Genomic DNA, 21,746 nt, shown 5'->3' on the forward strand with positions numbered 1-21,746 from the left:
GTGATATTTTTTGCATAAAAAGCTCCTATGATTAAATTATATCGAACATTTTTGTCCATAATTTAATCATAGGAGCCATAAGTTTTACCATCCAATGAACAAGGGTGGAAAGGGGGCACAGAAGCTCTTCACTACGTCTAATGGACAAACCGGTCTGATCTATCCAGACTTCATTAGTAAGGATTCTGAAAACCGAATCGTAGCAGATACCAAATACAAGCCAATCGAAAACATTGGAAACAGGGATTATCTGCAGGTTCTCGCTTATATGTTCCGATTCGATGCAGCTAAAGGCTACTATCTATATCCTAATAATAGCGATGAAGCTGATCTACAGATGAATCTGAACCAAGGGTCAAGCTACGAGAAAAACATTGCAGCACGTGAAGATATCAGCGTTACCAAGTGCGGCTTGACGATACCAAGAGATGCGGAATCGTTTGAGGATTTTGTATTTCGATTGGTGCAGAATGAATCCGAGTTTCTAGAGAAATTTATTGGTAAACGGAAGGAATAGAATAAAAAAGGGTGAACTTCGTTAAAGAAATGAAGTTCACCCTTTTTTATTACAATAATTAGTATCTAGAGTTTATACACTTTTTTAATGTTATTAATTTTTTCAAGATTGACTCGTGGAACCAAACTCGTGAATCCATAAGTAGTTTTAATACGCAAAAGTTCAGTTTTGTCAGTTACGGTTTAAATCCATCTTCGATAGAAAAAAATTCCTCATTCAAGATGCTTAAGTCATTAATTAACTTTTCAGATCTCTTTTTTTCTAAATCTCGTTTTGTTAACGAAACTTTTTTTCTTTCTCGATTTAGAAATGAAATTAAAAACCATCTTAATCTAAATAGAAAATAGCTTATTTGTAGTAAAAACACAATTTTTACAAGATTAATTCCTGTGAACTCTTCATTAATCATGAGTTTTTTTAGCAATTGTTCTACATAGTTAAGTTCACATAAAACAAAAATAGCTATACAAAAAAGTAAATTCAAAAACTTCCTACCAAAATAAATTATTAAAAATGGAAATCCAAAGACAATGCCAATTAAAATAATAGTTTGAAAATAGGATGGTATCTCAGCAACGATATTCAAAAAAGCATGATACATATGCTTGACTTCATTCCAATGTTCCCGCAATTGCCAGAAACCGATAGCACCAACAATGAAGCTTAAAAAAATTCTATCAATTAAATAACGAACAGCTACCCCAAGATAATTAAAAAATTTAATTCTAGAAAAATTAATCAAAAATTGTAAGTTAAAATCGTCTGACTTTAACTGTTTAATCAACTTATTAATATCTTCGTTTGTATTTACGTCGTATTTTGAAATGTGATTAAGTTGTCTGAGTATCAAATAGTCAGGATTTTTCTCAATCCAATCAACGTAGATTAGCGCTAATAGAACAGTAGTGATAAAAGCGCACAAGATACAAAGTATATATCCCCAAAACCATAATTCATTGTTTTGAGCCTTTATTAAACTTTTTACCATTCCAAACATATAAAAAACAAATAACAATCTCAAGAAAAAGGCAGAAAAATTAATCAACCAATCTTTTTTGCTTTTCCTTATATTATGCGAGATTGAATGCCTGAAAAAGAAAAAGTATTCAACAAACAGGAAAGATTTATCTGGAAAAAATAGCACAAAATTATTGAGATCACGCAGAGGAATGAATAAATCAGGATGATTTTTCTTTAAAATTTGACTAAGTTCAGTTGTTTGTTCGTATCTTGTAATATGAAAGTTAACAAAGGAATTCAAGCCTTTATTACCGGTCAAGATCAAGAGCCACTAAGCAATGATTTGTACCAATATGGATATCAGAAAGCTCAAGCTGGTTATCTGGCAGGCATTAGTTCTTCTATGAAACCATTAACTCAAACAGAACTTGCTACTCCGTCCTTTATGTTTGGATTTCAAGTGGGCCAAGCAACACTTCAAGCAATTGAAGATCAAGAAAAATCTGAAAATCATAGTCTTAATGAGGTTAATCAGATTGCTTACAAACAGGCCATTCAAGCGTTTTACCAAGGGGTGGCCGATGTCAATAAAGGGGAAAATTCGAAAACGTTATCAGATAATCCCGTTAATGACTTAGCATATCAGGCTGGTAAACAATCGGCCAATCAAGTTAAGCAAGCCGCATTGGAACAACTTTTAAATAATCCACTCTCTGATAATGTCATGGATATTAGTCCAAATTCGCAATTACAAGCATTGGCTAATCAAATTATGAGTGCCGGTAAAAAGGCTTTTCTATCTGGATTCCAAGGGGAGTCAATAGCAGAAACCAGCCCAGAAGTTGAGGCTAGTTTAGAGATAGGGCGAAAGGCTCGGTTATATGTGCAATCTATTCTAGAAGATTCATATGTGGGGGATCAAGAGCTCCCCATAGCCATACAAAACCAGATTAAGGGAATAGTATTAGAGGCGAAACAAGATTTTCAAAAAAAATCAAAAACGACTGATCAAAGTACCTTCGACCACACATTTGATCAATTGGTGTATGATCAAGCGATTTTGAATTATCAAAAAGCTTATCTGACCGGTGTTAGATCTATGGAGTCTCAGGAAAATCCGATAACTCCATCTTGGGCTTTTGACCAGGGACGGATGGACTACTTAAACGGCTTGAAATCAATTGTTGTTCCTAAAAGCTCGTCAATTTCTCAAGCGAACTTTGGTCAGCAGGCTGGCATTGACGCTGCCGATATATTTAAAAAGGCCTACCAGTCGGCACTAGATCAGGAGGCATCTCCGCATGTTAATGATATTTTTTCTGAGCAAGTCTTTGCTGGTGCGCAAACAGGATTTCAAAATGGTTTAGCTCGTCAAATTAAGGGAGAAGTTGAGCTGAATCAATTAACTGATCCGGAAAAATTGGCTTACCAACTTGCAGTTCAAGAAGTTCAAGACAGTCGTATTGCTGGTGCTCAAGATTACATTCAAGGCAAACGTAATTCGAATGGTTTTGGAATCTTGAATCAAGCCATGAATAATGGATATCAAGTTAGTCAAAACGGTTATAAATGGAAGCTTGATTATCCAGGTCAAGAGTTAACTTCAGACCAAAAAGAAGATAACGCTTTTATGATTGGCTATCAAGCTTATGAAGATGCCCAATCTGGTCAGAATTTAGCTATTACTTTAGCAAATCTACCAGTTAACTCGTCAACAAGCTTATCAGATGCTTATTATGGAATTCGGGATGGGTACAAAATTGATGAAACTGAGGTTGCTGAACCTGATTTGACTGGAAAGTCACCAGCTTATCAGGATGCATACTTAATAGGTAAGCAATCTGGTAAAATAGCATATTCTGCTGGATCTCAGGCTTTCTTAAAAGGTTATCAACTACCACACCAGAGCGATTTAAATAGCCAGGTTAGCTTGGCAGGCTATCAGAAAACACAGCTTGGTTTCAATGATGGGGTAGCAGGTCAAAAAGCAGATGAAAGTCAAGGAAAGTACTACTTAGGTTATCAATCAGGTCAAGCGGCAAGAGAAGCTTTGTTGTCCAAAACAGAGGGAACAGTTGTCGATCAAAATAGTTATAATAGTGCTCAACAAGGGTATCAAGATGCTTTGAAAGAAATTTTGGTTAATCCAGATCAAAAACCAACTGTTATTATTGGCAACGCAGCTTACCAGTATGGCTTCCATCAAGGTTGGATGCGCTTATATCGGGCCTACCAAAAAGGTCTAGAGCAGTTTAGTCAAGGTGGACAAAGTTTTGATATCAGTGATATTTTAGGAACAGATGACCAGAAAATGGTGTTTAAGGCCATGTCAGATAGTTTATCTGGATTCCAAAAGGGTTTAACTTTAGGATTAGACTTTAATCTTGATAACGAGGCACCTCGAACAGGATATGATCTAGCCAAATCAGTATTAGAGGGCATTGCTCGCGTACAAAAGGGACAAGATCCAGCAACAAATTGGAGTGTTTTAGATCAGGCAATTCAATCAGCGAAACATGCTGTGTCCGTTAATCCTTTAGGAAATTGGACACTTCCAACAGTCTTTCAGGATAATTTATTAGCATCCGTTACTTTTTGGCACGCGATATTTGTCTTTCAATCTAACTACCATGGAGTGAGTCGGTCTTCTTTTCAATCACAAGAATTTTTTGTCAATTTGAATTATAATTCAGCCATCTCTGCGAGCTTGAATGATTCTTTGGGTAGAAAAAATTCCTTGCAATTGAATCAAGGTTCCTATCTCAATCGACATTCTCAAAATCAACATGCAGTCTCACATTGGGAAGGGGCAAAAAATTCATATTTTGATCGAAAATTAACGAATTTATCCTTAGCTGATAATATTGTGATTGATTACCGAGATCAATTTATTTTAGCCTCGACTATAGTTGGGTTTATTACAATGCTTTCATATCTCGTAAAAAGGAAGCAAGATTCATGATGACGGAAGGGCCACTTTAGTGGCCTTTTTTTTTGTTGAGTTATGAAATATTTAATCGTTTGATCGTTCTTTATGATTTATAAAGAGAGGACTTAGTGACCTGTTATTTATGATTCACAATAACGAATATGTTGATTAATTAATAGACTAGAAAAAAGTCTTCAGTTATCAAAATGGTATTTCACTTGTCCGAGTTTATTGCCTTTCAAAAAATTCAATCAAAATGGGGTAATTTTTCCACTACTTAAGGAGAAATTTAGTTAACATCTTGCAATCATATTTAGTATCTAGTAGGTCTAACGTAGAAAATTCTGATATTATCACCTGTTCTGATTGTTATTGAAATAGGTTTTCAAAAGTATCTGAGTATAATTTAAATTCAAGTGTTGACCGTGTAAATATTCTGGTGGTTATAATTTTTATCTCTTGTGATGAAAAATGAAGATTAGGGAATTTATTCAAATATTATATCATTTATATGTCACTCTTTTCATTTGTATTTTTTGTTACGTTGGTGTATGTTTTCACTGTATATTTGTATCTTTTGTTACGTTGGTGTGTGGTTTTCACTGTATAAATGTTTAATGGAGGTGCTGAAATGAATACTAGAGTAGATAAGTTTCAAAAAAGAACACATTATAAGATGTACAAGGCCGGAAAAAGATGGCTAGTTGCAGGGATGGCAACCTTTGCCCTAGCATCTGCTGGTCAAATCGTGACGGGCCATGCGCCAATTAACTTTGGCCAAGATATTATTGTCCATGCCGCCGACAGCTCAACAAATTATTGGTTCGGTCAAAACGCCGATTACTACAAACGGTATACTGAGCTACCAGGACAAACGTCCATTCCTCAATCTCTTCAGAAAAAATGGGGTTATGCAGGCGCTGAGATCCCGAAGTTGCAAAAACAAACAAACCTTAAGTTTGATAGTTTGAGTTATGACACAACAACAGGACTTTATACATTAACAATCAAAATGAACGTTCCCGTACTAGCCACAAATGGTGCAGGCCGTACCTCGTATCTTGATTTAGGCTTTTCTGATTCTTTGTCCGCCAAGACAGCCGGAATTCCAAGCCTGATTGCCGCTAACGGTAACCCTGGTACTTTGGCTACAAACGGCAATGGTGTTTTCAGTAACAACTTCTCTGCAGGCTCATATGTTGGTGGTACGTCAACTGTCTCGATTCAAATTAACCCTGTTAAGATCCAAAAGAACGATGGAATTTCAGTAATGTATTCATCCGATACAGGTACAACCGGATACCACGCCATCTTCTCGACCGTTCGTACGATGGGCTACAATGAATTTGGTTTGCAATTCAACCAAACACTGTTGAAGCAAATGAAAACTAATTCAACAAACAACATCAGCAGCTCGAAGCTTTCAACGAAGCAGAAAGTCGCTGAACAAGCAAAAGTGGACAGTGTTACAACCGACGACGATTTTGTCAATAAGTTGCAAGACATCGACAAAGAAATTGATACAAAAAGCAAGATCAATGCTGTTCCAATTGATACTCAGCGTGCTACTGCCTTGCAACAATATAAGGATGCACACCATGTTGACGAGTGGTTGGCAAAAATCAAAAACGATCCAACGTTGACCTTCGACCAAAAAACGGCACAATCAAAACAGATTGAAGACGCCCTTGCAATTATTAATGGCAATTTGGGAAACGCAACAGATTCTGATGACGTAGCCGCTGTAATTGCTGATACGTCTCAGGACGACGTTATTGCGTCAGCCTATAAGCCGGGAGTTGACTTAGCATCTCAAATTAAAAGTGCGCAAGCCGCCGTTGATGAACAAGTGGCAAAGTCAAAAGAATTGGTCGACAACAACAACGCTTTGACAGAGGCTGAAAAAAGTACGCAAAATAGTACAATCGATGCCATCGGAACAGCTGTGAAAAACAACATTGCCACCAAAGCGAGTGCTGACGACATCAACGCAACACAAGCTGCCGGTGTTAAGAATCTGACTGATTTAGACACAGCAAAGCCAAATGCCTATACGACATTGACCGATAAGGCAAAGGCTGCTATTGCAACAATCAACAACGATGAAAACTTGACAGACGCTGAAAAAGCAACAAAAAAGAGTCAAGTAACAGACGCTTTGAAGAAGCTCACTGATCAAATTGATCAAGACACTGATGCCAGTGTTATTGATAGCTTAAAGAACAGCCCTGATTTAGATACCGCCATCGCGACGGCAACGTCAAACAAGGGCATCACGCCAATCGGCACGCGCCGTGAGGATGCCAATCGACAAATTAACCAAGCGGTTTCTGATACGAAGGCAAAAATCAACCAAGACCCAACTTTAACAACTCAAGAAAAAGCCACTCAATCAGCCAATGTTGATAAGGCAGCCGCTGAAGCCAAAGCAGCGATAGCCAGTGGGTCTGCGCAAGTTGTTGCTGATGCCGTCTCAAAAGCACAAGGTGAAATTGCCGGCAGTTATGTCGCCGGAAAACCCCTACCTGACCGTCAACAAGACGCCGAAAAAGATTTACAAGCAACTGCTGAAACCGCTAAGCATAATTTAGATGATCAGGTTGCCCAGACTAACAACGACGTAAACAATAATCATTATTTGACAGATGATGAAAAGGCCGCTCAAAAGCAAGCAATCGAAAAGGCAGCAGAGGCAATTCTTGCCAAAATAAACAACGCCACGAATGCCGATGATATCAATACCCTCTTAAATGATGGAAAAAGCGTTGTCGGTAATTTGAATAGCCAAAAACTTGATGCACGCACGACCATCAACAATGCCGCACAAGGTGCCAAAGCGAAGATCAACAACAATAATGCTTTGACCGCTGATGAAAAAAGAGAGCGTGTGAACCAAATTGAGGCTGCCCAAACAGCGGCAAACCAAGCCGTTGATGCGGCAACAGACGCTGATGTGATTGCTAAAATCCCCGCAAACGGTTCAGATTTTGATAAATCCGTTAAAAATGCAACAGACTTTTCAAACGTTACTTCATTAAATGATCAACAAGCCAATGCAGGGGCTGCCGTGACAGACGCCGGTCAAAAGGCTAAAGATGCACTTGATGCTGCCAAAACAGCTTCGGAAAACGCAATCAACCAAGATGGTAGTTTAACCTTTGAGCAAAAAGCAATGCAAAAAACGGCAATTGATGCAGCGGTGACAAATGCCAAAAGAAGCATCGCAAGCACAACCAATGCCGACGATGTTGTTAAAGCACGAGACCTAGCCGTAGCTGCGATTTCGAAAATGACGAGCGATAAGGTAGACGCCCGACAATCATTGGCAAAAAATGCACAAGACGCCATTGATAAAATCAACCAATACGACGCCTTGACTTCCGATGAAAAAAGGTCCCGAGTCCAACAAATTCAAGACGCCTACGATAAGGCAACAACCGCTGTAGATAGCGCAACCGATTCTCAAGTTATTGCATCTGTAAAAGACGCGACTGGCTTTACCAATACAGTTGCCAAAGCAACGGACTTTTCAAACGTTTTGTCATTAGCCGATCAAAAGACTGCAGCTGACAAGCAAATTGATGACATAACTGCTGTGATTAAGGCAAATATTGATGCCGACACAAACTTAAGTAGTGAAGACAAGACTACTCAAAAATCAACAATTGACGCAGTAGCCGCATCTAAGAAAAATGTGATCGATTCAGCTACCAATGCTGATGGTATTGTGACTGCTAAGAATGTCGCCGTTCAGACAATCAATGGACTAGACAAGACAAACGCCGATAAAGCAGTGTCTGACCAAGCGTCATCCGCTCATGCAGCTATCAACGGCAATCCTGCATTGACACAGGCTCAAAAGGACGCCTTTAACAAGCAAATTGATGCCGCTAAACAAACGGTTCAAGATAATGTTAATCAGGTAACTGATTCATCAACCGTCGCATCATTAATTGACTCGCAAAACAGCGACTACGCCAAGCAGTTGCAAAATGTTTTGACCCAAGCAGGCCAAGCACTGTCCATCCAAGCGCAGCAAACTGCGGCTAATCAAGCAATTGATACAGCTACCACAGCCACCAAGGCAAAGGTTGATGCAGATTCATCGATTACAGCTGCTGACAAGCAAGCTCAAAAAGATGCTTTAGATGCAGTAGCTAATCAAGCTAAGACAGCCATTCAACAAGCAGCAACAGCTGATACTATTAACCAAGTTCGGGATAATGGTACTGACGCTTTGAATAGTTTGGACAAGACAAACGCCGATAAAGCAGTGTCTGACCAAGCGTCATCCGCTCATGTGAAAATTAACGGCAATCCTGCATTGACGCAAGTTCAAAAGGACGCCTTTAACAAGCAAATTGATGATGCTGAACAAACTGCTCAAAGCAATGTTAATAATGCAACAGATTCATCAACCGTCGCATCATTGATTGATTCACAAAACAGCGACTACGCCAAGCAGTTGCAAAATGTTTTGACCCAAGCAGGCCAAGCACTGTCCATCCAAGCGCAACAAACGGCTGCCAATCAAGCAATTGATAATACCAACACGGCTGCAAAAGCAAAGGTTGACGCAGACCCAGCCCTTGCCGATGCTGACAAGCAAGCGCAAAAAGCTACTTTAGACAAAGTTGCTAACCAAGCAAAACAGGCTGTTCAACAAGCAGCAACAGCCGATGCCGTTAATCAAGCACAAGTTGATGGTGTCAACGCCCTAAACCGCTTGGATAAGGCGAAGGCTGATGAAACGATTGCTTCAAAAGCCAAGGATGCCTCTGACCTAGTCAATAACAACCCGGCTTTGTCAGACAATGAAAAGGCCAACCGTAACGATAAAATCAAGGCCGCTATCCGTGAAGTTCAAGACAAGGTCAACCAGGCAACAACACCTGAAGAAGTCAATGCAGCAATCGCTGATACATCTGATTTCTCGAGTGTGCTTGCAAACGCAACAAACATGGATAACATTGAGACCATTGCGCAACAACAAACTGATGCTAAAAAAGCCATTGATGCTGCGAATGCACCCGCCAAGGCTAAAGTTGATGCCGACACAAATTTGAGTGACGCTGATAAAGCGGCTCAAAAAGCAACTTTGGATAGTTTGGCCAATGCTGCTAAGCAAAATATTCAAAATGCTCAAACAGCCAATGACATTACAAAGGCCCAAAATACTGGTGTAAAATCATTGAATGACTTAGATAAAACAACTGCCGATAAGCAATTATCTGACAAGGTTGCCCAAGCTCATGCTACTGTAAATAGTGACAATGATTTGTTACAAGCTGAAAAAGATGCCCGTAATCAAGCAATTGACGCGGCTACTAAGACTGTGCAAGACACTATTAATAAGGCAACAACCCTTGACGATATTGCAAAGGCACTTGCAAACGGTGCTGATTTCGATAGTGCCATCAATAAGGCAAGCTCAACAACAGAAGTGAAGCCTTTGGCTGTCCAAAAAGCTACCGCTGCCAAAGCAATTAATGATGCGGTGGACACAGCTAGGGCTAAGATCAAAGCCGATTCAAACTTGAGCGATGCTGACAAAAAAGCGCAAGCAGCAACCATCGATGATTTAGCAAACAAGGCCAAGGCAAACATCGACGCCGCCACAAATGCCGATGGTGTTGTGGCAGCCAAGACGACTGGTGTTGGCAGCATCACTAATCTGGACAAAACTTCTGTTGACGCTAATTTAGCAAAGCAGGCACAAGTTGCCCATGCAGAGGTCAACAATAATCCTGCTTTGAGTTCTGCCGAAAAGCAGAGGCGCAATCAAGCAATTGACGATGCTGCCAAAGCTGCTCAAGATGTTGTCAATAAGGCAACAACAATTGACGATGCTAACACGGTTATTTCTTCCGGAAATACGTTGGATAACGCTTTGAAATCAGCAACGTCAAGTGACGGCGTTAAAACCATCGCAGGCCAGCAAGTAGACGCTGGTACGGAAATTGACAATGCAGCTGCTAAAGCAAAACAAGCGATTGATGCTGACAAGACCTTAACGGATGTTGATAAACAAGCACAAAAGGATGTCATCAACAGCCAAGCTGATATGTTCAAGAAAGCGATTAATGCTGCAAACAACGCCGATGATATTAGTAAGAACACTGCTGCAGGTGTTAAGTTCTTGCAGGACTTAACGGACGCTAAAACGCAAGCGAATGCCAAATTAGCATCAGATGTTCAAAATGCACATGACGCTGTGAACAACAACAAAACTTTATCGCAAGCACAAAAGGATGCACGTAACAAGCAAATAGAAGATGCTAAAACAGCAGCTCAAGATGTAATTAACAAAGCAACGACGCTAGATGGTGTTGATGGTGCTTTGGCTGACGGATCTGACTATGACAAGGCAATGAAGAACGCACAAGATATTTCCAATGTATCTTCAGTCGCTGACCAGCAAAAAGCCGCCATTGTTGCTATTCAACAAGCAGCGGATGCAGCAAAACAAGTAGTTAATGCTGACACAAATTTGAGCGACACTGATAAGCAAGCTCAAAAAGATGCTTTAGACATAGTGGCTAATCAAGCTAAGACAGCCATTCAACAAGCAGCAACGGCCGACGACATCAATCAAGCTCAAGACAATGGTATCAATGCCTTGAGCAACATGGATAAAACGGCAAATGACAAAAGTGCGGCTAAGCAGGCAACGGATGCTCATGCAACAATTAACGGCAATCCTGCTTTGACACAAGCGCAAAAAGATGGCTTTAACAAGCAAATTGACAATGCTAAAAATGCAGCACAAGAAATTGTCAATAAAGCAACTGATCCATCAACTGCCTCAGCAGCAGTTGACACTCTAAACAGTGATTATGCCAAGCAGTTGCAAAATATTTTGACAAATGCTTCGTCAATCCCTTCATTAGATAGCCAAAAGACGACGGCTAACCAAGCCATTGATAACGCAGCCAACACTGTAAAATCAGGCATTGACGCTGACAAGAATTTGTCAGACGCCGATAAAACAGCTCAAAAGACAGTTGTTGATTCACAAGTAACGGCCGCTAAACAGGCCATTGCCGACGCCAACGATGCCGATAACGTCAACACAGCCCAAGCTCAAGGTGTCAAGGCCATCAACGATTTAGCAAATGTTAAAACATCAGCTGATGACATGATTGTGAAGGCTGCGAAGACGGCTCATGACGCAATTAACAACAACCCGGCATTATCGACTGCCGAAAAAGCCAGTCGAAATGCGGCCATTGACACTGCTGCAAGTAAGGTACAAGGTGTTGTTAATCAAGCAACAACGCCTGATGCAGTTAACGCAGCAATTGCTGATTCATCAGAGTTTAAGGTTGCTTTAACAACTGCTACTGACACTAATGGTGTTGAAACCATTGAACAGCAGCAAGCCGATGCTAAAAAAGCCATTGACGCTGCGAATGCAACCGCCAAGGCTAAGGTTGATACCGACACAAATTTGAGTGACGCTGATAAAGCGGCTCAAAAAGCAACTTTGGATAGTTTAGCCAATGCTGCTAAGCAAAATATTCAAAATGCTCAAACAGCCGATGATATTACAAAGGCCCAAAATGTTGGCGTAAAGGCCTTGCAAGACCTAACAAATGCCAAAACTGAAGCGAATGCCAAATTAGCATCTGATGTTCAAAATGCGCATGATGCCGTAAATACCAACAAGGCGTTGACCACTGCCCAAAAGGCAGAACGCAATCAGGCAATTGATGAGGCACAAAAGAATACTCAAGATGCCATTAATCAAGCGACAACGCCATCGTCTGCAAAAAATGCTGGTTTGAATATTGCCGATAGTTTGGCAAAGGTAATAGCAACTGACGGCATACCATCAGTTGCCGAGCAACAAAAGGCTGCCATCGCCGCCATCCAACAAACAGCCGATCAGGCAAAGCAAACGATCGATGTCGACAAGACGTTGACAGGTGCTCAAAAAAATGACCAGAAGGCTGCCATTGATGACATTGTGAAATCAGCTACTGACGCCATTAACCAGGCAATGGACGCGGATAGTATCAACAAAATTCAAATCAACATGACTGACGCTTTGAATAACATTCATGATCAAAAGGCTGATGCGTTGAGCAAGTTACAAAAGCAAGCAGATGATGCCAATCACGCCATTGATGCTAACAATGCTTTGACAACAGACCAGAAACAAGCCGCACACGAAGCAGTTGCCAAAGCTTTGACGAATGCGCAAGCAGTAACGGATCACACAACAAATGCCGAGGATGTTGTTAATTCTGGCAATCAAGCTGCCTACAACAAGGCTCTCCAAGACATCGCGGACGATCTTGCTAAGGTGCCATCATTGGTTGACCAAGTGCATGCCGCTATTGAAAAGTTGACGGAGGCCGTCAACAAAGCCAAGGATGCCTTGTCTGGGCCAGATGCTGGTGCTCAAAAGATGGCATTGGAGAAGGTTTTGTCTGACGGAACGGCTAAGTTGAATGCCCAAACCAACGCTGATGACTTGAAAAAGACGCTAGTTGATGTTTTGAATACGGTCAATGGATTGAACCAGTCAAAGACAGATGCTTTGACTGATTTGGATACCCAATCCAAGAAGGCAACGGATACAGTCAATGCTGACCCATCATTCACGGACGATGAAAAGGCAACCCGAGTGGCAGCTGTTGCTAAGGCTCTGCAAGATGCTCACGATGCCATCAATGAAGCAATTGATTTGCCAGGTGTGGATGCTGCACGTAAGGCTACTGCCTTCTCAGAAACATTGAAGGATGCAACGTCTGATGCCGGTGTGCAAACTCTTGCAGACCGCAAGACGGATGCCAAGAAGACGCTCCAAGACGCAGCTGATAAGACTAAATCAGCAATTGACGCTGATAAGACTTTGACAATCGCCCAAAAGACTGCGCAAAAGCAAGCAATTAACCAGGCATTGAAGATTGCTCAAAACCAAGTTGATGCTGCAACGACTGCAACTAAGGTCGATGTATCAAAGGCAACGAACTTGCCAACATTCGATGCATTGAACAAGGCCAAGAGTGATGCGCATCAAACAGAAAATAAAACTTACAACGACACCAAAAAAGCTATCCAAAACAACAATGATTTGACAGATGCCGAAAAGCAGGTTCGAATCAGTGATTTAGATAAGGCTCATCAACTTGCAAGTGATGCCATCGATCAGGCTGTGACGCCAGACGAAATTAAGACTGCAAATGAAACGACAGCCTTTGATAACGCTGTTAAGTCGGCCACTGATTTCTCAAAGGTCACACCTTTGGCTGAACGAAAGCAAGCTGGCGTTGCTACGATTAACGTCGCTGAACAAAAGGCTATTGATGAAGTAAACGCCAATCCAAAGTTGGATGCCGATGCTAAAACTCGTCAGATTGCCGTTTTGAAACAGCAAGCGCAAGCAGCCATTGCAAAGTTGGATGATCAATCAAACGCTCAAGCTGTCGTGGACTTCATCCCAACGGTTGTGCCAACTTTTGAAAAGTTAAACCAATCAAAGGTTGATGCGCGTGCAAGATTGCAAAATAATGCAGCAACAACAAAGGCAGCTATTGATGCTGATGACAACTTGAGTGATGCTGAAAAGCAAGCTCAAAAAGATGCCGTTGATGCTGCTTTGAAACAAGCATTAACTAACGTCGATAATGGTCAAGATGTTCTAACGATTAATGGCATTCCAGATGGTTCAACCGCTGTTAAGAAAATTAATCAAGGACATGTTCCTGCAACAAAAACCCCTGCTCAACAAGCAGAGGAGTTGAACGGACAGATTGATGACCAGGCTGCTAAAATTAAGGCTGAAATTGACGCTGATGTAACGCTTAAGGCTACTGATAAGGCTGCGCAGAAACAAGCGGTTGATAATTTTGTTACTGAAACGAAGGCCAAAATTGCTGGCTTAACTAAGTATCAAGACCGTTTGGACGTAACCAGCAAAGCATTGGCCTCGCTTAATGGTTTCCATCATCAAGGTAAGCCATTAGCTGAACAAAAGGCCGATGCAATCGCAATCATTCGCCAAAAGGCAGACCAAATTCGAGCACAAATTGCCAATGATAGTCGTTTGACGCAAGCGCAGAAGGACATTGATTACCAATTGGTAGAGGGTGCAGTTGCTAAGGCTAAGTCTCAGGTGAACGCTGCTTTGAATGCTGATGAAATTGTTGCTGGTTTGGATTACGGTACGGTTCAGCTTGAGGCTGCATACCAACAAAAGGTTCAGGAGCAATATGATGAGAAACAATCAACAACTCCTGAAACAATTTCTGTTTTGCCACAAACTGGCGAAACAGAAAAAAAACATGAAGAAGCGCTTGTTGCTGAAGCTTTGGTAGATTCCATGGCCGGATTCTTCCTTTCTAAGATGAACAGGCGTCGGCAATGCGAAAAGTAAAGACATCGAAGAGATTGGAAAAAATTTTTAAGGTGTTAAAGCGAAGCAGCACACAAAATGTGTGTTGCTTTTTTTGTACGCAAAATTTTACGGAATATTAATTGTAAGTTGTTGTTGATGTACCAGTTGATTATTCACATAATTTTGAATTAGGATCTCAGTTGATTGATTTTGAGGGATAATTTCGGTTTGATTATCGTTCAAAAGTTCCTTTCGGTGGCAGTTGAGTTTTGGGATGAACTGAGTAGTACGTATATAACGGTACCATTGCAAGTTCATGTGATTGAATCAAAAGCATCACTAGTTGTTACTGACAGTACAGTGTTAGCTAATAAAGCTGGTAAATGGTCAGCGCAAGACAACTTCGTTTCAGCCACTGATGAATACGGTCACTCAATTAATATTACCGAGGTTCGTACGGATGGTTGGGTGGATTTGACCAAAGCGGGTATGTATCCGGTTACGTATATCTACACAGATGGTAGTGGCAATGTTTTGATAAAGACTGCCACTATACTGGTGTCTCCAATTGCTCAATCCGAAGTAGGAAAAAGTACTAATTCAGTGGACTTTAAATCAGATAAATCTGGGTTAGAAAGTGACGGATGGAATGCAGTTAGTTTTGCCGGCATGTCACAGCAAGATCCAATTAGTCATGAAAAACAGAATAAGTCAAACGCTTTACCATTTACAGGACGGTTAACAAAATCATCTAATACACTCATTACTACTGTGTTGATAATCATTGGTTTTAGTGCTCTACTGTTTTTGCGACTTTTAGATTTCAAAAAATCAATGCGAGATAGGTTAAATTAGCTAGGATCATTGGTTTAAATTAAGAATGTGATACTATTTAAGATCGATTTTTTCGGTCTTTTTTTGTTATCCTGAAAAATTTTTTCATAATCTATGCAACTGAGTTAATAATCTTAGATGGATATTGATAAATTATCAGACGTTTTTTTAATTAAAAAAGTTACTTACTAAAAAAAACGATTTTTTAGTCTAATAAAATAATAGGATACGTCGTATTATAATTTGAAAGAAAAATTTCTCTTGCTAATCAGAGATAGTTAAACGATTATTAGTCATTTAACTAATATTGTGAAATAGGATATAGTCATTTTACGATATGGATATACATTTTAATGAAAAATATTTGTCAGTTTGAGACAGGTAATGTCTACGACAAAGCTGATTATTTAGAAGTTGTTTAGAACTGGTGCGATAAGGGTTAGTCGGTTTGGGGAAGTAAATAGGGGACAAATAATTTTTGAATTTCTTTATCTGTTCATCTGTAAGTAAGGATCAATTACACAATTTCCTTTTGAAATAGGGACTTTCATAACGAATTAGTTACAGAAGGTGTGATATTTTTGGTCTATTGACGGTGTTGAGTCCCGTCAATCCAGCCATTTATTATTAACATTCGTGGAACGTTTTAGCCGATACGCTGTTTCAATGGTTGTGAAGAATAAGTCTGCTTATACAGTTAGCAAAGCCATTGAAGAATTTTGTTTAAAATATCAAGGTTGCGTCGATAGTGTTACTTGTGATCGCGGGTCTGAGTTTATCGCTTTACAAACTAGACAAGTTCTAAACAAAAACAAGGTCAAATATTACTTCGCCCATGCGTATTCACCATACGAACGTGGATCCAATGAGAACTTTAATAAGCTCTTACGGGAGTATTATCCAAAAAAGACAGACTTCGCTAAAGTGAGTCAGTCTGAGCTTAATGAAAGCGTCATGAGTATCAACACACGACCAATGCGTATCCATCGCTATATGAGCCGTTTACAGGCCTTTAAGCGTCATTGTCAGTATCGCAACATCAATCTAGCAACGATACTAAGTTAAAGGCATAACAACACCAATACATAAAGAAAGCCCAGTCAAAGATGACTGGGCTTTTTGCGTTGGTAATCCGAACAGATATTCGATATAATAAGTTATTCCAAGCGATAAAGAATGCTTATATAAAATTCTTTATGGCACCAAATTTTCACTCAGTTACAAAAGAGTGTGACAAAAAGCCCATAACACAGGCGTTTTAAACGAATAATAAAAGTTGTTAATTTAGGGGTTGCAATTCACCACCATCCGTTTACTTTACATAATATATATTATCGAAAGTAACATCAGTATCAACTAAAGACATTACCTATCGATGACAGATATTTCGATTATATTATGGACGCCTCTTCATTTCTACTTACTTTAAAAAGATACACAAAAAAGCCAACCCATTTTACTGGATTGGCTTTTTATTATGCTTTGATGCGTAATCATACACATCGATTTGATTTTTGTCCTCAGAATGCGATTATACGACGGCTCTGTTATTTAACCATTTGCTACCGTGAATCGTTCCCGGTTGTGCTCATTTTTTAATGCTTCCTGAATAACCGCATACGCCATTGTTCTTGACGTTGTCTCAGAAACGCCTTGATCATTCGTTAATAGATAATCCGTCCCAGTTAATATCTTTTCAGACTTAGGTCCAGCTACAAAACTTGATCCTGGTGACACACCATACCAATTAACATTTTTGACGTTCCGAAGGAACTCTAATTCGTACAACTGATTCTCCGGCGTTGCACGCCACGGTTCCGTACTTGGGTCTGATTTAATCAAATCATAGACAATTTGTTGCTTACTTTGGTCAACATACAGACTTCCGGCGCCCAAAACGAACGCGATTCGTGTTTGACTTTCACGTAATAAAGAAATCAGTCTTGTTGCTAAATCAACTTGTAAGTGCGCTTTCATCGGAGCGGCGCTAAAGGCGTCAATCACCAAGTAAAGTCTCTCAAATCGTCTTGTTTTAGATCAAAAGCATCTTTTTCAAGCAATTCGATTTCAGGATGTTCTTCTTTTAGATCTTTCAGCTTATCAGCGTTTCGTCCGTTGGCTACAACTCTCAGCTTTTGCTCGACAGCCTCCTGTACCAATTTAGAACCAGCCATTCCTGTTGCACCAATAATTAATACTTTCATTGAGATAGCCTCCTATTCAGCACCCATTATAGTTTCTTTTTTTCGCATCTCAAGGCCAAGACGCGTGAGTTTGTCTGACAACCTGCCCAATTTTACGTTCTTTCTATAAAAGTCCAATACACTTCTACCTATAGAAGTTTGAAAGGAAGATATCTATGAATACGGGAGACATCGCATTTGTTTTAATTTCGACACTGCTGGTCTGGTTAATGACGCCTGGTTTAGCGCTGTTTTACGCCGGTCTGACCGAGAAAAAGAATCGTTTACCACTATTAAAAGGAGCCTTAATCCTAATCGGATTGGTCACAATCCTTTGGTTTGTCCTTGGTTACGGCTTAGCCTTCTCAGGGAAAGACGGATTTGGCGGAATTGTTCATCATTTCTGCTTAAACGACATCTCCTTTACCGATTCAACACGAGGTTTGACCATTTCAGACGCCTCATTTGCGCTGTTTCAGGCCACCTTTGCGATAATCACCACCATGATCTTCGCCGGCGCCTTGATTAAACCGCACCAAGGCAAAGTCGTTGCTGTGCTTTACTGCCCTTTGGTTAATTATTGTTTACTCTCCCCTCGCCCACATGGTTTGGGATAACGGCTTCATCTCACAACTGGGCGCCATTGACTTTGCCGGTGGTACAGTCGTGCATATCTCGTGTGGAGTTACAGCGCTTGTGCTTGCACTCATTGTTGGGCCACGTAAGAACAAAGCCGTGACGCAGCCAAAGGATTCTTACGTCTTCATTGGTGGATTGCTGATGTGGCTTGGTTGGTTTGGATTCAACGGTGGCTCAGCGCTTGCGGCAAACAAACAGGCCGTCGTTGCGATGGTGAACACTTTCCTGGCCTCCGCTGCGGCCTTACTTGCTTTTTCTTTTCTCGCATACCGAAAGAACAGCGAAGTATCTGTGACCAACCTCTTCAACGGATCACTCGCAGGTCTGGTTGCCATTACACCGGCTGCTGGTTTCGTTGCGCCTTGGGCAGCAATCGTCATTGGATTGCTCGCTGCGCCTGCCATTCACTGGGCTACGACGACCTTGAAGGTCTTCTTTAAATACGACGAGCCACTCGATGCCTTTGGCATTCATGGCGTTGGTGGCATCGTCGGTGCCATCCTCACGGGTATCTTTGCCAGCAAACATGCCGGTTCAGCAGTTGGCGGCTTGATTGATGGTCATTTCAACCTCCTGGTGAGCCAAATTGAAGCGATCGTTATCACGGTTATTTTGACCGCTTCGTTAACGTTCTTTATCGCCAAGATTGCCGGTGTTAAGGGGGAATAATGCCATCAAAAATAGCAGATAAAATGTCATCAAATTGTTACTTACGAAGAAAATTTTTATGTGCTAGAGTGAATACTGTTTTTAAAGGAGAAACAGTATGCCCCGTAATTTAAAAGAAGAACTCGTATTTATGCTGGTGATGGCCGGCTTGATGGTCCTTGGAATGTCCATCTACAACGTTTACCTCGCACAGGGAATTGACGAACGTTTCTGGTCTGAAATCATCTTTGGCTACCCAATCGCATTGGCCGTTGCCATGTTGCTTGACGGCTTCTTGGTTGGGCCAATCGCCAAGGGAATCGCCTTCAAAGCTATCATCCCAAAGTACAAGGAAAAGAGCCCAATCAAGATTGGGCTCACCATTTCCGTGTTGATGGTACTCGGCATGGTGACGTGCATGTCACTGTTCGGTGTCCTCATCAACGGCCAAGCCGTCTCAATGTACGGCCACGCCTGGATCATGAACTTGATTGTCGCCCTTCCCTTGCAGCTCATCGTCGTTGCGCCAATCGCACGCGCTGTTCTTGGCAAGGTGCAGGCCAAGGCGGATAACGCGTCTGCAGTATAAAGATGACGAGACTGTTCAACTACACAATTAAAGTTAAACAGTCACCACCAACACATCACCACACAAAAAAGCCCACAGAACCGTTATTCATGGAAACCATGTCTAATCATGCTGTGGGCTTTTTATCTGAGGTTTATGGGTCAGCATTCGATACATCATCAAACGATGTAGCCGGCTCTGATCCAAGGCCAAGTGTGAAATAATCAGGTGCTTATGAGCAGCCCTTCTTGTCGCAGATTGCGGCGTAGGCAGATTCGACGAACATACCACCAGCCATCACGTACATCGCAAGCATCATCTGCATGGTTGCCGTGAGGTAGAACGTGTAGGCCCAAACCAAGGCCATCACAATTTTGAATGCACGGTTAAATGTCATTTTCGATTCTCCCCTCTGTTATTTTGGCTTTCTCGCCTCTATGAGCATACCACGATATAAGATGGCAATAAAGTTTATTTAGTCTATTTCTAATGACAAACCATGGGGCATTCTGTATACTACCAATAGACCAATTTGGAGGGAAATATGACAAAAGAACAGCAAGTCTACAACGACTACTTTTTCAACGAGTCAGCCTATGACTACCACGACGGCGGTTACATCCCATTGGAAGTTCACGAAGCAGCACCTTCACCTTTGAACATTCCAACGGTTTTGCAACCAGACAAAGAAACAGAAAACGAAGTCTGGATGACCGTCCACGCGCAACCCGGCGAAACGCAAATCTTGCCTGGTGCTAAAACCAAGACCTGGGGTTACAACCAAAGTCTATTGGGACAAACTATTGTTTTCCATAGCGGAAAGACTTATCACGTTACGTTAAAGAATAGTTTGCCTGAATTGACGACGTTCCACTGGCACGGATTGGACGTACCTGGTCCCTTCATCGACGGTGGATGTCACGCCCCTGTTTACCCGGGTGAATCAAAGGAAATCACTTTCACGGTGAACCAGGAAGCCGCAACGACTTGGTTGCACGCCCACCCATGTCCTTTGACTGGTTGGGTCGTCTGGCACGGTTTGGCTGCCATGGCCTACGTGAAGGACGAACACGAAGCCTCATTGCCATTGCCACGCAACTACGGTGTCGATGACATCCCTGTTGTTTTGCAAGATCGTCGCTTCCACGAAGATAACCAATGGGATTACGATGAAGATTACGATCCCGACGGAACGGCTGGTCCAACGGCCATGTTGAACGGAACGGTTAACCCTACTTTCGACGTCACGACACAAAAGTTGCGCGTTCGCTTCTTGGACGGCTCTAATCGTCGCGAATGGCGTTTGCACTTATCTGACGACCTCGTGATGACGCAAATCGCTGGGGATGGTGGTTTGTTACCAGAGCCCGTAAAGATGACGAAGTTCATGATCACCTGTGCCGAACGTGCTGAATTCATCCTTGATTTCAAGGACTACAAGCCTGGCGACGAAGTAAAGCTCTACTCTGACGATGTTCCAATTTTGACTTTCAACATCAAGGAATTCGCAGAAGACAACACGGAATTGCCTGAAGTGTTGAACGAAATCAACTATCCTGAACCAGACAAGGACGATTTGATTCACCAAGTTGTCTTGTCAGGAACAGACGAAGAAGTTGGCATCAACGGTAAGAAGTTCGGAATGATGCGCATCGACGACCGCCAAGAACTTGGTAAGTCCGAATACTGGGACATCACGAACACGAACGACTGCTGTGGTGGAATGTTGCACCCTTACCACATGCATGGTGGTTCATTCCAGATCGTTTCTCGTAACGGTGAAGCGCCCTACCCTAACGAAATGGGATTGAAGGACACGGTTTCCGTTAACCCTGGTGAAACGGTCCGCATTAAGATGCGCTTCAACTACGAAGGTGTCTTCATGTACCACTGCCACATCATCGAACACGAAGATGGTGGTATGATGGCTCAAATGCAGGTCTACACGCAGGAGAACCCTTACAAGAAGTACGATTTGATGCCAATGCACACGTTGATGAACGCACTTGCGGAAGAACGTGGCTGCAAGGTTGAAGAATTGAAGATTTCAGCCCTTGATTCATACAAGAAGATGGGCATGGACATGTGTTAAGAATCAAATGTCAAAGTCAAAGCCGTTGGCG

12 protein-coding genes and 1 pseudogene are annotated in these 21,746 nt (G+C 41.5%); 9 read left to right on the forward strand and 4 right to left on the reverse strand.

Translation table 11 applies throughout. The annotated features are described in order from the left end of the window. Positions 1-94: 94 nt before the first annotated feature. Positions 95-517, forward strand: a complete 423-nt coding sequence (locus tag NFX39_RS00005) for a 5-methylcytosine restriction system specificity protein McrC (protein ID WP_252441806.1) — start codon at positions 95-97, stop codon at positions 515-517. 175 nt (positions 518-692) lie between these two features. On the opposite strand, the gene NFX39_RS00010 is transcribed toward NFX39_RS00005, so the two are convergent. After that, positions 693-1,778: a hypothetical protein gene (locus NFX39_RS00010; RefSeq protein WP_252441808.1), complete on the reverse strand. Its 1,086-nt coding sequence runs from the start codon at positions 1,776-1,778 to the stop codon at positions 693-695. Here NFX39_RS00010 and NFX39_RS00015 point away from each other — a divergent pair. The 4 genes and pseudogenes from NFX39_RS00015 to NFX39_RS00030 all read left to right on the forward strand — a co-directional run. Then, positions 1,755-4,439, forward strand: coding sequence for a hypothetical protein (locus NFX39_RS00015; RefSeq protein ID WP_252441809.1), 2,685 nt, complete (start codon positions 1,755-1,757; stop codon positions 4,437-4,439). The two genes, NFX39_RS00010 and NFX39_RS00015, sit on opposite strands and share 24 nt — an antisense overlap. 598 nt (positions 4,440-5,037) lie before the next feature. Next, on the forward strand, positions 5,038-14,790 hold the full coding sequence (locus tag NFX39_RS00020; protein ID WP_252441811.1) for a DUF1542 domain-containing protein: 9,753 nt from the start codon (positions 5,038-5,040) through the stop codon (positions 14,788-14,790). Positions 14,791-14,979: 189 nt separating this feature from the next. Continuing rightward, positions 14,980-15,606 carry a bacterial Ig-like domain-containing protein gene (locus NFX39_RS00025; RefSeq protein WP_252441813.1) on the forward strand — a complete coding sequence of 209 codons (627 nt, stop codon included), beginning with the start codon at positions 14,980-14,982 and terminating at the stop codon, positions 15,604-15,606. 561 nt (positions 15,607-16,167) lie between these two features. Continuing rightward, positions 16,168-16,650 (forward strand): annotated as a pseudogene (locus tag NFX39_RS00030) (IS30 family transposase); the annotation flags it as partial. Positions 16,651-17,136: 486 nt separating this feature from the next. Here NFX39_RS00030 and NFX39_RS00035 read toward each other — a convergent pair. Together NFX39_RS00035 and NFX39_RS00040 are read right to left on the reverse strand one after the other, a co-directional pair. After that, complete coding sequence (locus tag NFX39_RS00035) at positions 17,137-17,592, reverse strand: NAD(P)-dependent oxidoreductase (protein WP_252441816.1); 456 nt, start codon at positions 17,590-17,592, stop codon at positions 17,137-17,139. Continuing rightward, positions 17,586-17,789 (reverse strand): NAD(P)H-binding protein, encoded by a 204-nt coding sequence (locus NFX39_RS00040; RefSeq protein WP_252441817.1) that lies wholly within the window; start codon positions 17,787-17,789, stop codon positions 17,586-17,588. The genes NFX39_RS00035 and NFX39_RS00040 overlap by 7 nt, the downstream gene beginning before the upstream one ends. 155 nt (positions 17,790-17,944) lie before the next feature. On the opposite strand from NFX39_RS00040, the gene NFX39_RS00045 reads away from it, so the two are divergent. The 3 genes from NFX39_RS00045 (at position 17,945) to NFX39_RS00055 (ending at position 19,644) form a co-directional block, all read left to right on the forward strand. Beyond that, positions 17,945-18,385: a hypothetical protein gene (locus tag NFX39_RS00045; protein ID WP_252441824.1), complete on the forward strand. Its 441-nt coding sequence runs from the start codon at positions 17,945-17,947 to the stop codon at positions 18,383-18,385. Then, a complete protein-coding gene (locus NFX39_RS00050; RefSeq protein ID WP_252441826.1) occupies positions 18,318-19,076 on the forward strand; it encodes an ammonium transporter in 759 nt (252 codons plus the stop codon). The genes NFX39_RS00045 and NFX39_RS00050 overlap by 68 nt, the downstream gene beginning before the upstream one ends. A 97-nt stretch (positions 19,077-19,173) precedes the next feature. Then, positions 19,174-19,644: a DUF2798 domain-containing protein gene (locus NFX39_RS00055; RefSeq protein WP_252441828.1), complete on the forward strand. Its 471-nt coding sequence runs from the start codon at positions 19,174-19,176 to the stop codon at positions 19,642-19,644. 211 nt (positions 19,645-19,855) lie between these two features. On the opposite strand, the gene NFX39_RS00060 is transcribed toward NFX39_RS00055, so the two are convergent. Next, positions 19,856-20,020 (reverse strand): hypothetical protein, encoded by a 165-nt coding sequence (locus NFX39_RS00060; RefSeq protein WP_252441832.1) that lies wholly within the window; start codon positions 20,018-20,020, stop codon positions 19,856-19,858. Between the two features lie 147 nt (positions 20,021-20,167). On the opposite strand from NFX39_RS00060, the gene NFX39_RS00065 reads away from it, so the two are divergent. Next, the gene (locus NFX39_RS00065) at positions 20,168-21,715 is read left to right on the forward strand and encodes a multicopper oxidase family protein (RefSeq protein WP_252441834.1); all 1,548 of its coding nucleotides are present in this window, start codon (positions 20,168-20,170) and stop codon (positions 21,713-21,715) included. Positions 21,716-21,746 lie beyond the last annotated feature (31 nt).

The sequence above is a fragment of the Fructobacillus apis genome (genome assembly GCF_023893635.1).
Classification (GTDB): Bacteria; Bacillota; Bacilli; order Lactobacillales; family Lactobacillaceae; genus Fructobacillus; species Fructobacillus apis.

Coding starts and splice junctions, on each gene's coding strand:
- NFX39_RS00005 (WP_252441806.1), top strand. CDS start 95: ATGAACAAGGGTGGAAAGGGGGCACAGAAGCTCTTCACTACGTCTAAT.
- NFX39_RS00015 (WP_252441809.1), top strand. CDS start 1,755: ATGAAAGTTAACAAAGGAATTCAAGCCTTTATTACCGGTCAAGATCAA.
- NFX39_RS00020 (WP_252441811.1), top strand. CDS start 5,038: ATGAATACTAGAGTAGATAAGTTTCAAAAAAGAACACATTATAAGATG.
- NFX39_RS00040 (WP_252441817.1), bottom strand. CDS start 17,789: ATGAAAGTATTAATTATTGGTGCAACAGGAATGGCTGGTTCTAAATTG.
- NFX39_RS00045 (WP_252441824.1), top strand. CDS start 17,945: ATGAATACGGGAGACATCGCATTTGTTTTAATTTCGACACTGCTGGTC.
- NFX39_RS00055 (WP_252441828.1), top strand. CDS start 19,174: ATGCCCCGTAATTTAAAAGAAGAACTCGTATTTATGCTGGTGATGGCC.
- NFX39_RS00060 (WP_252441832.1), bottom strand. CDS start 20,020: ATGACATTTAACCGTGCATTCAAAATTGTGATGGCCTTGGTTTGGGCC.
- NFX39_RS00065 (WP_252441834.1), top strand. CDS start 20,168: ATGACAAAAGAACAGCAAGTCTACAACGACTACTTTTTCAACGAGTCA.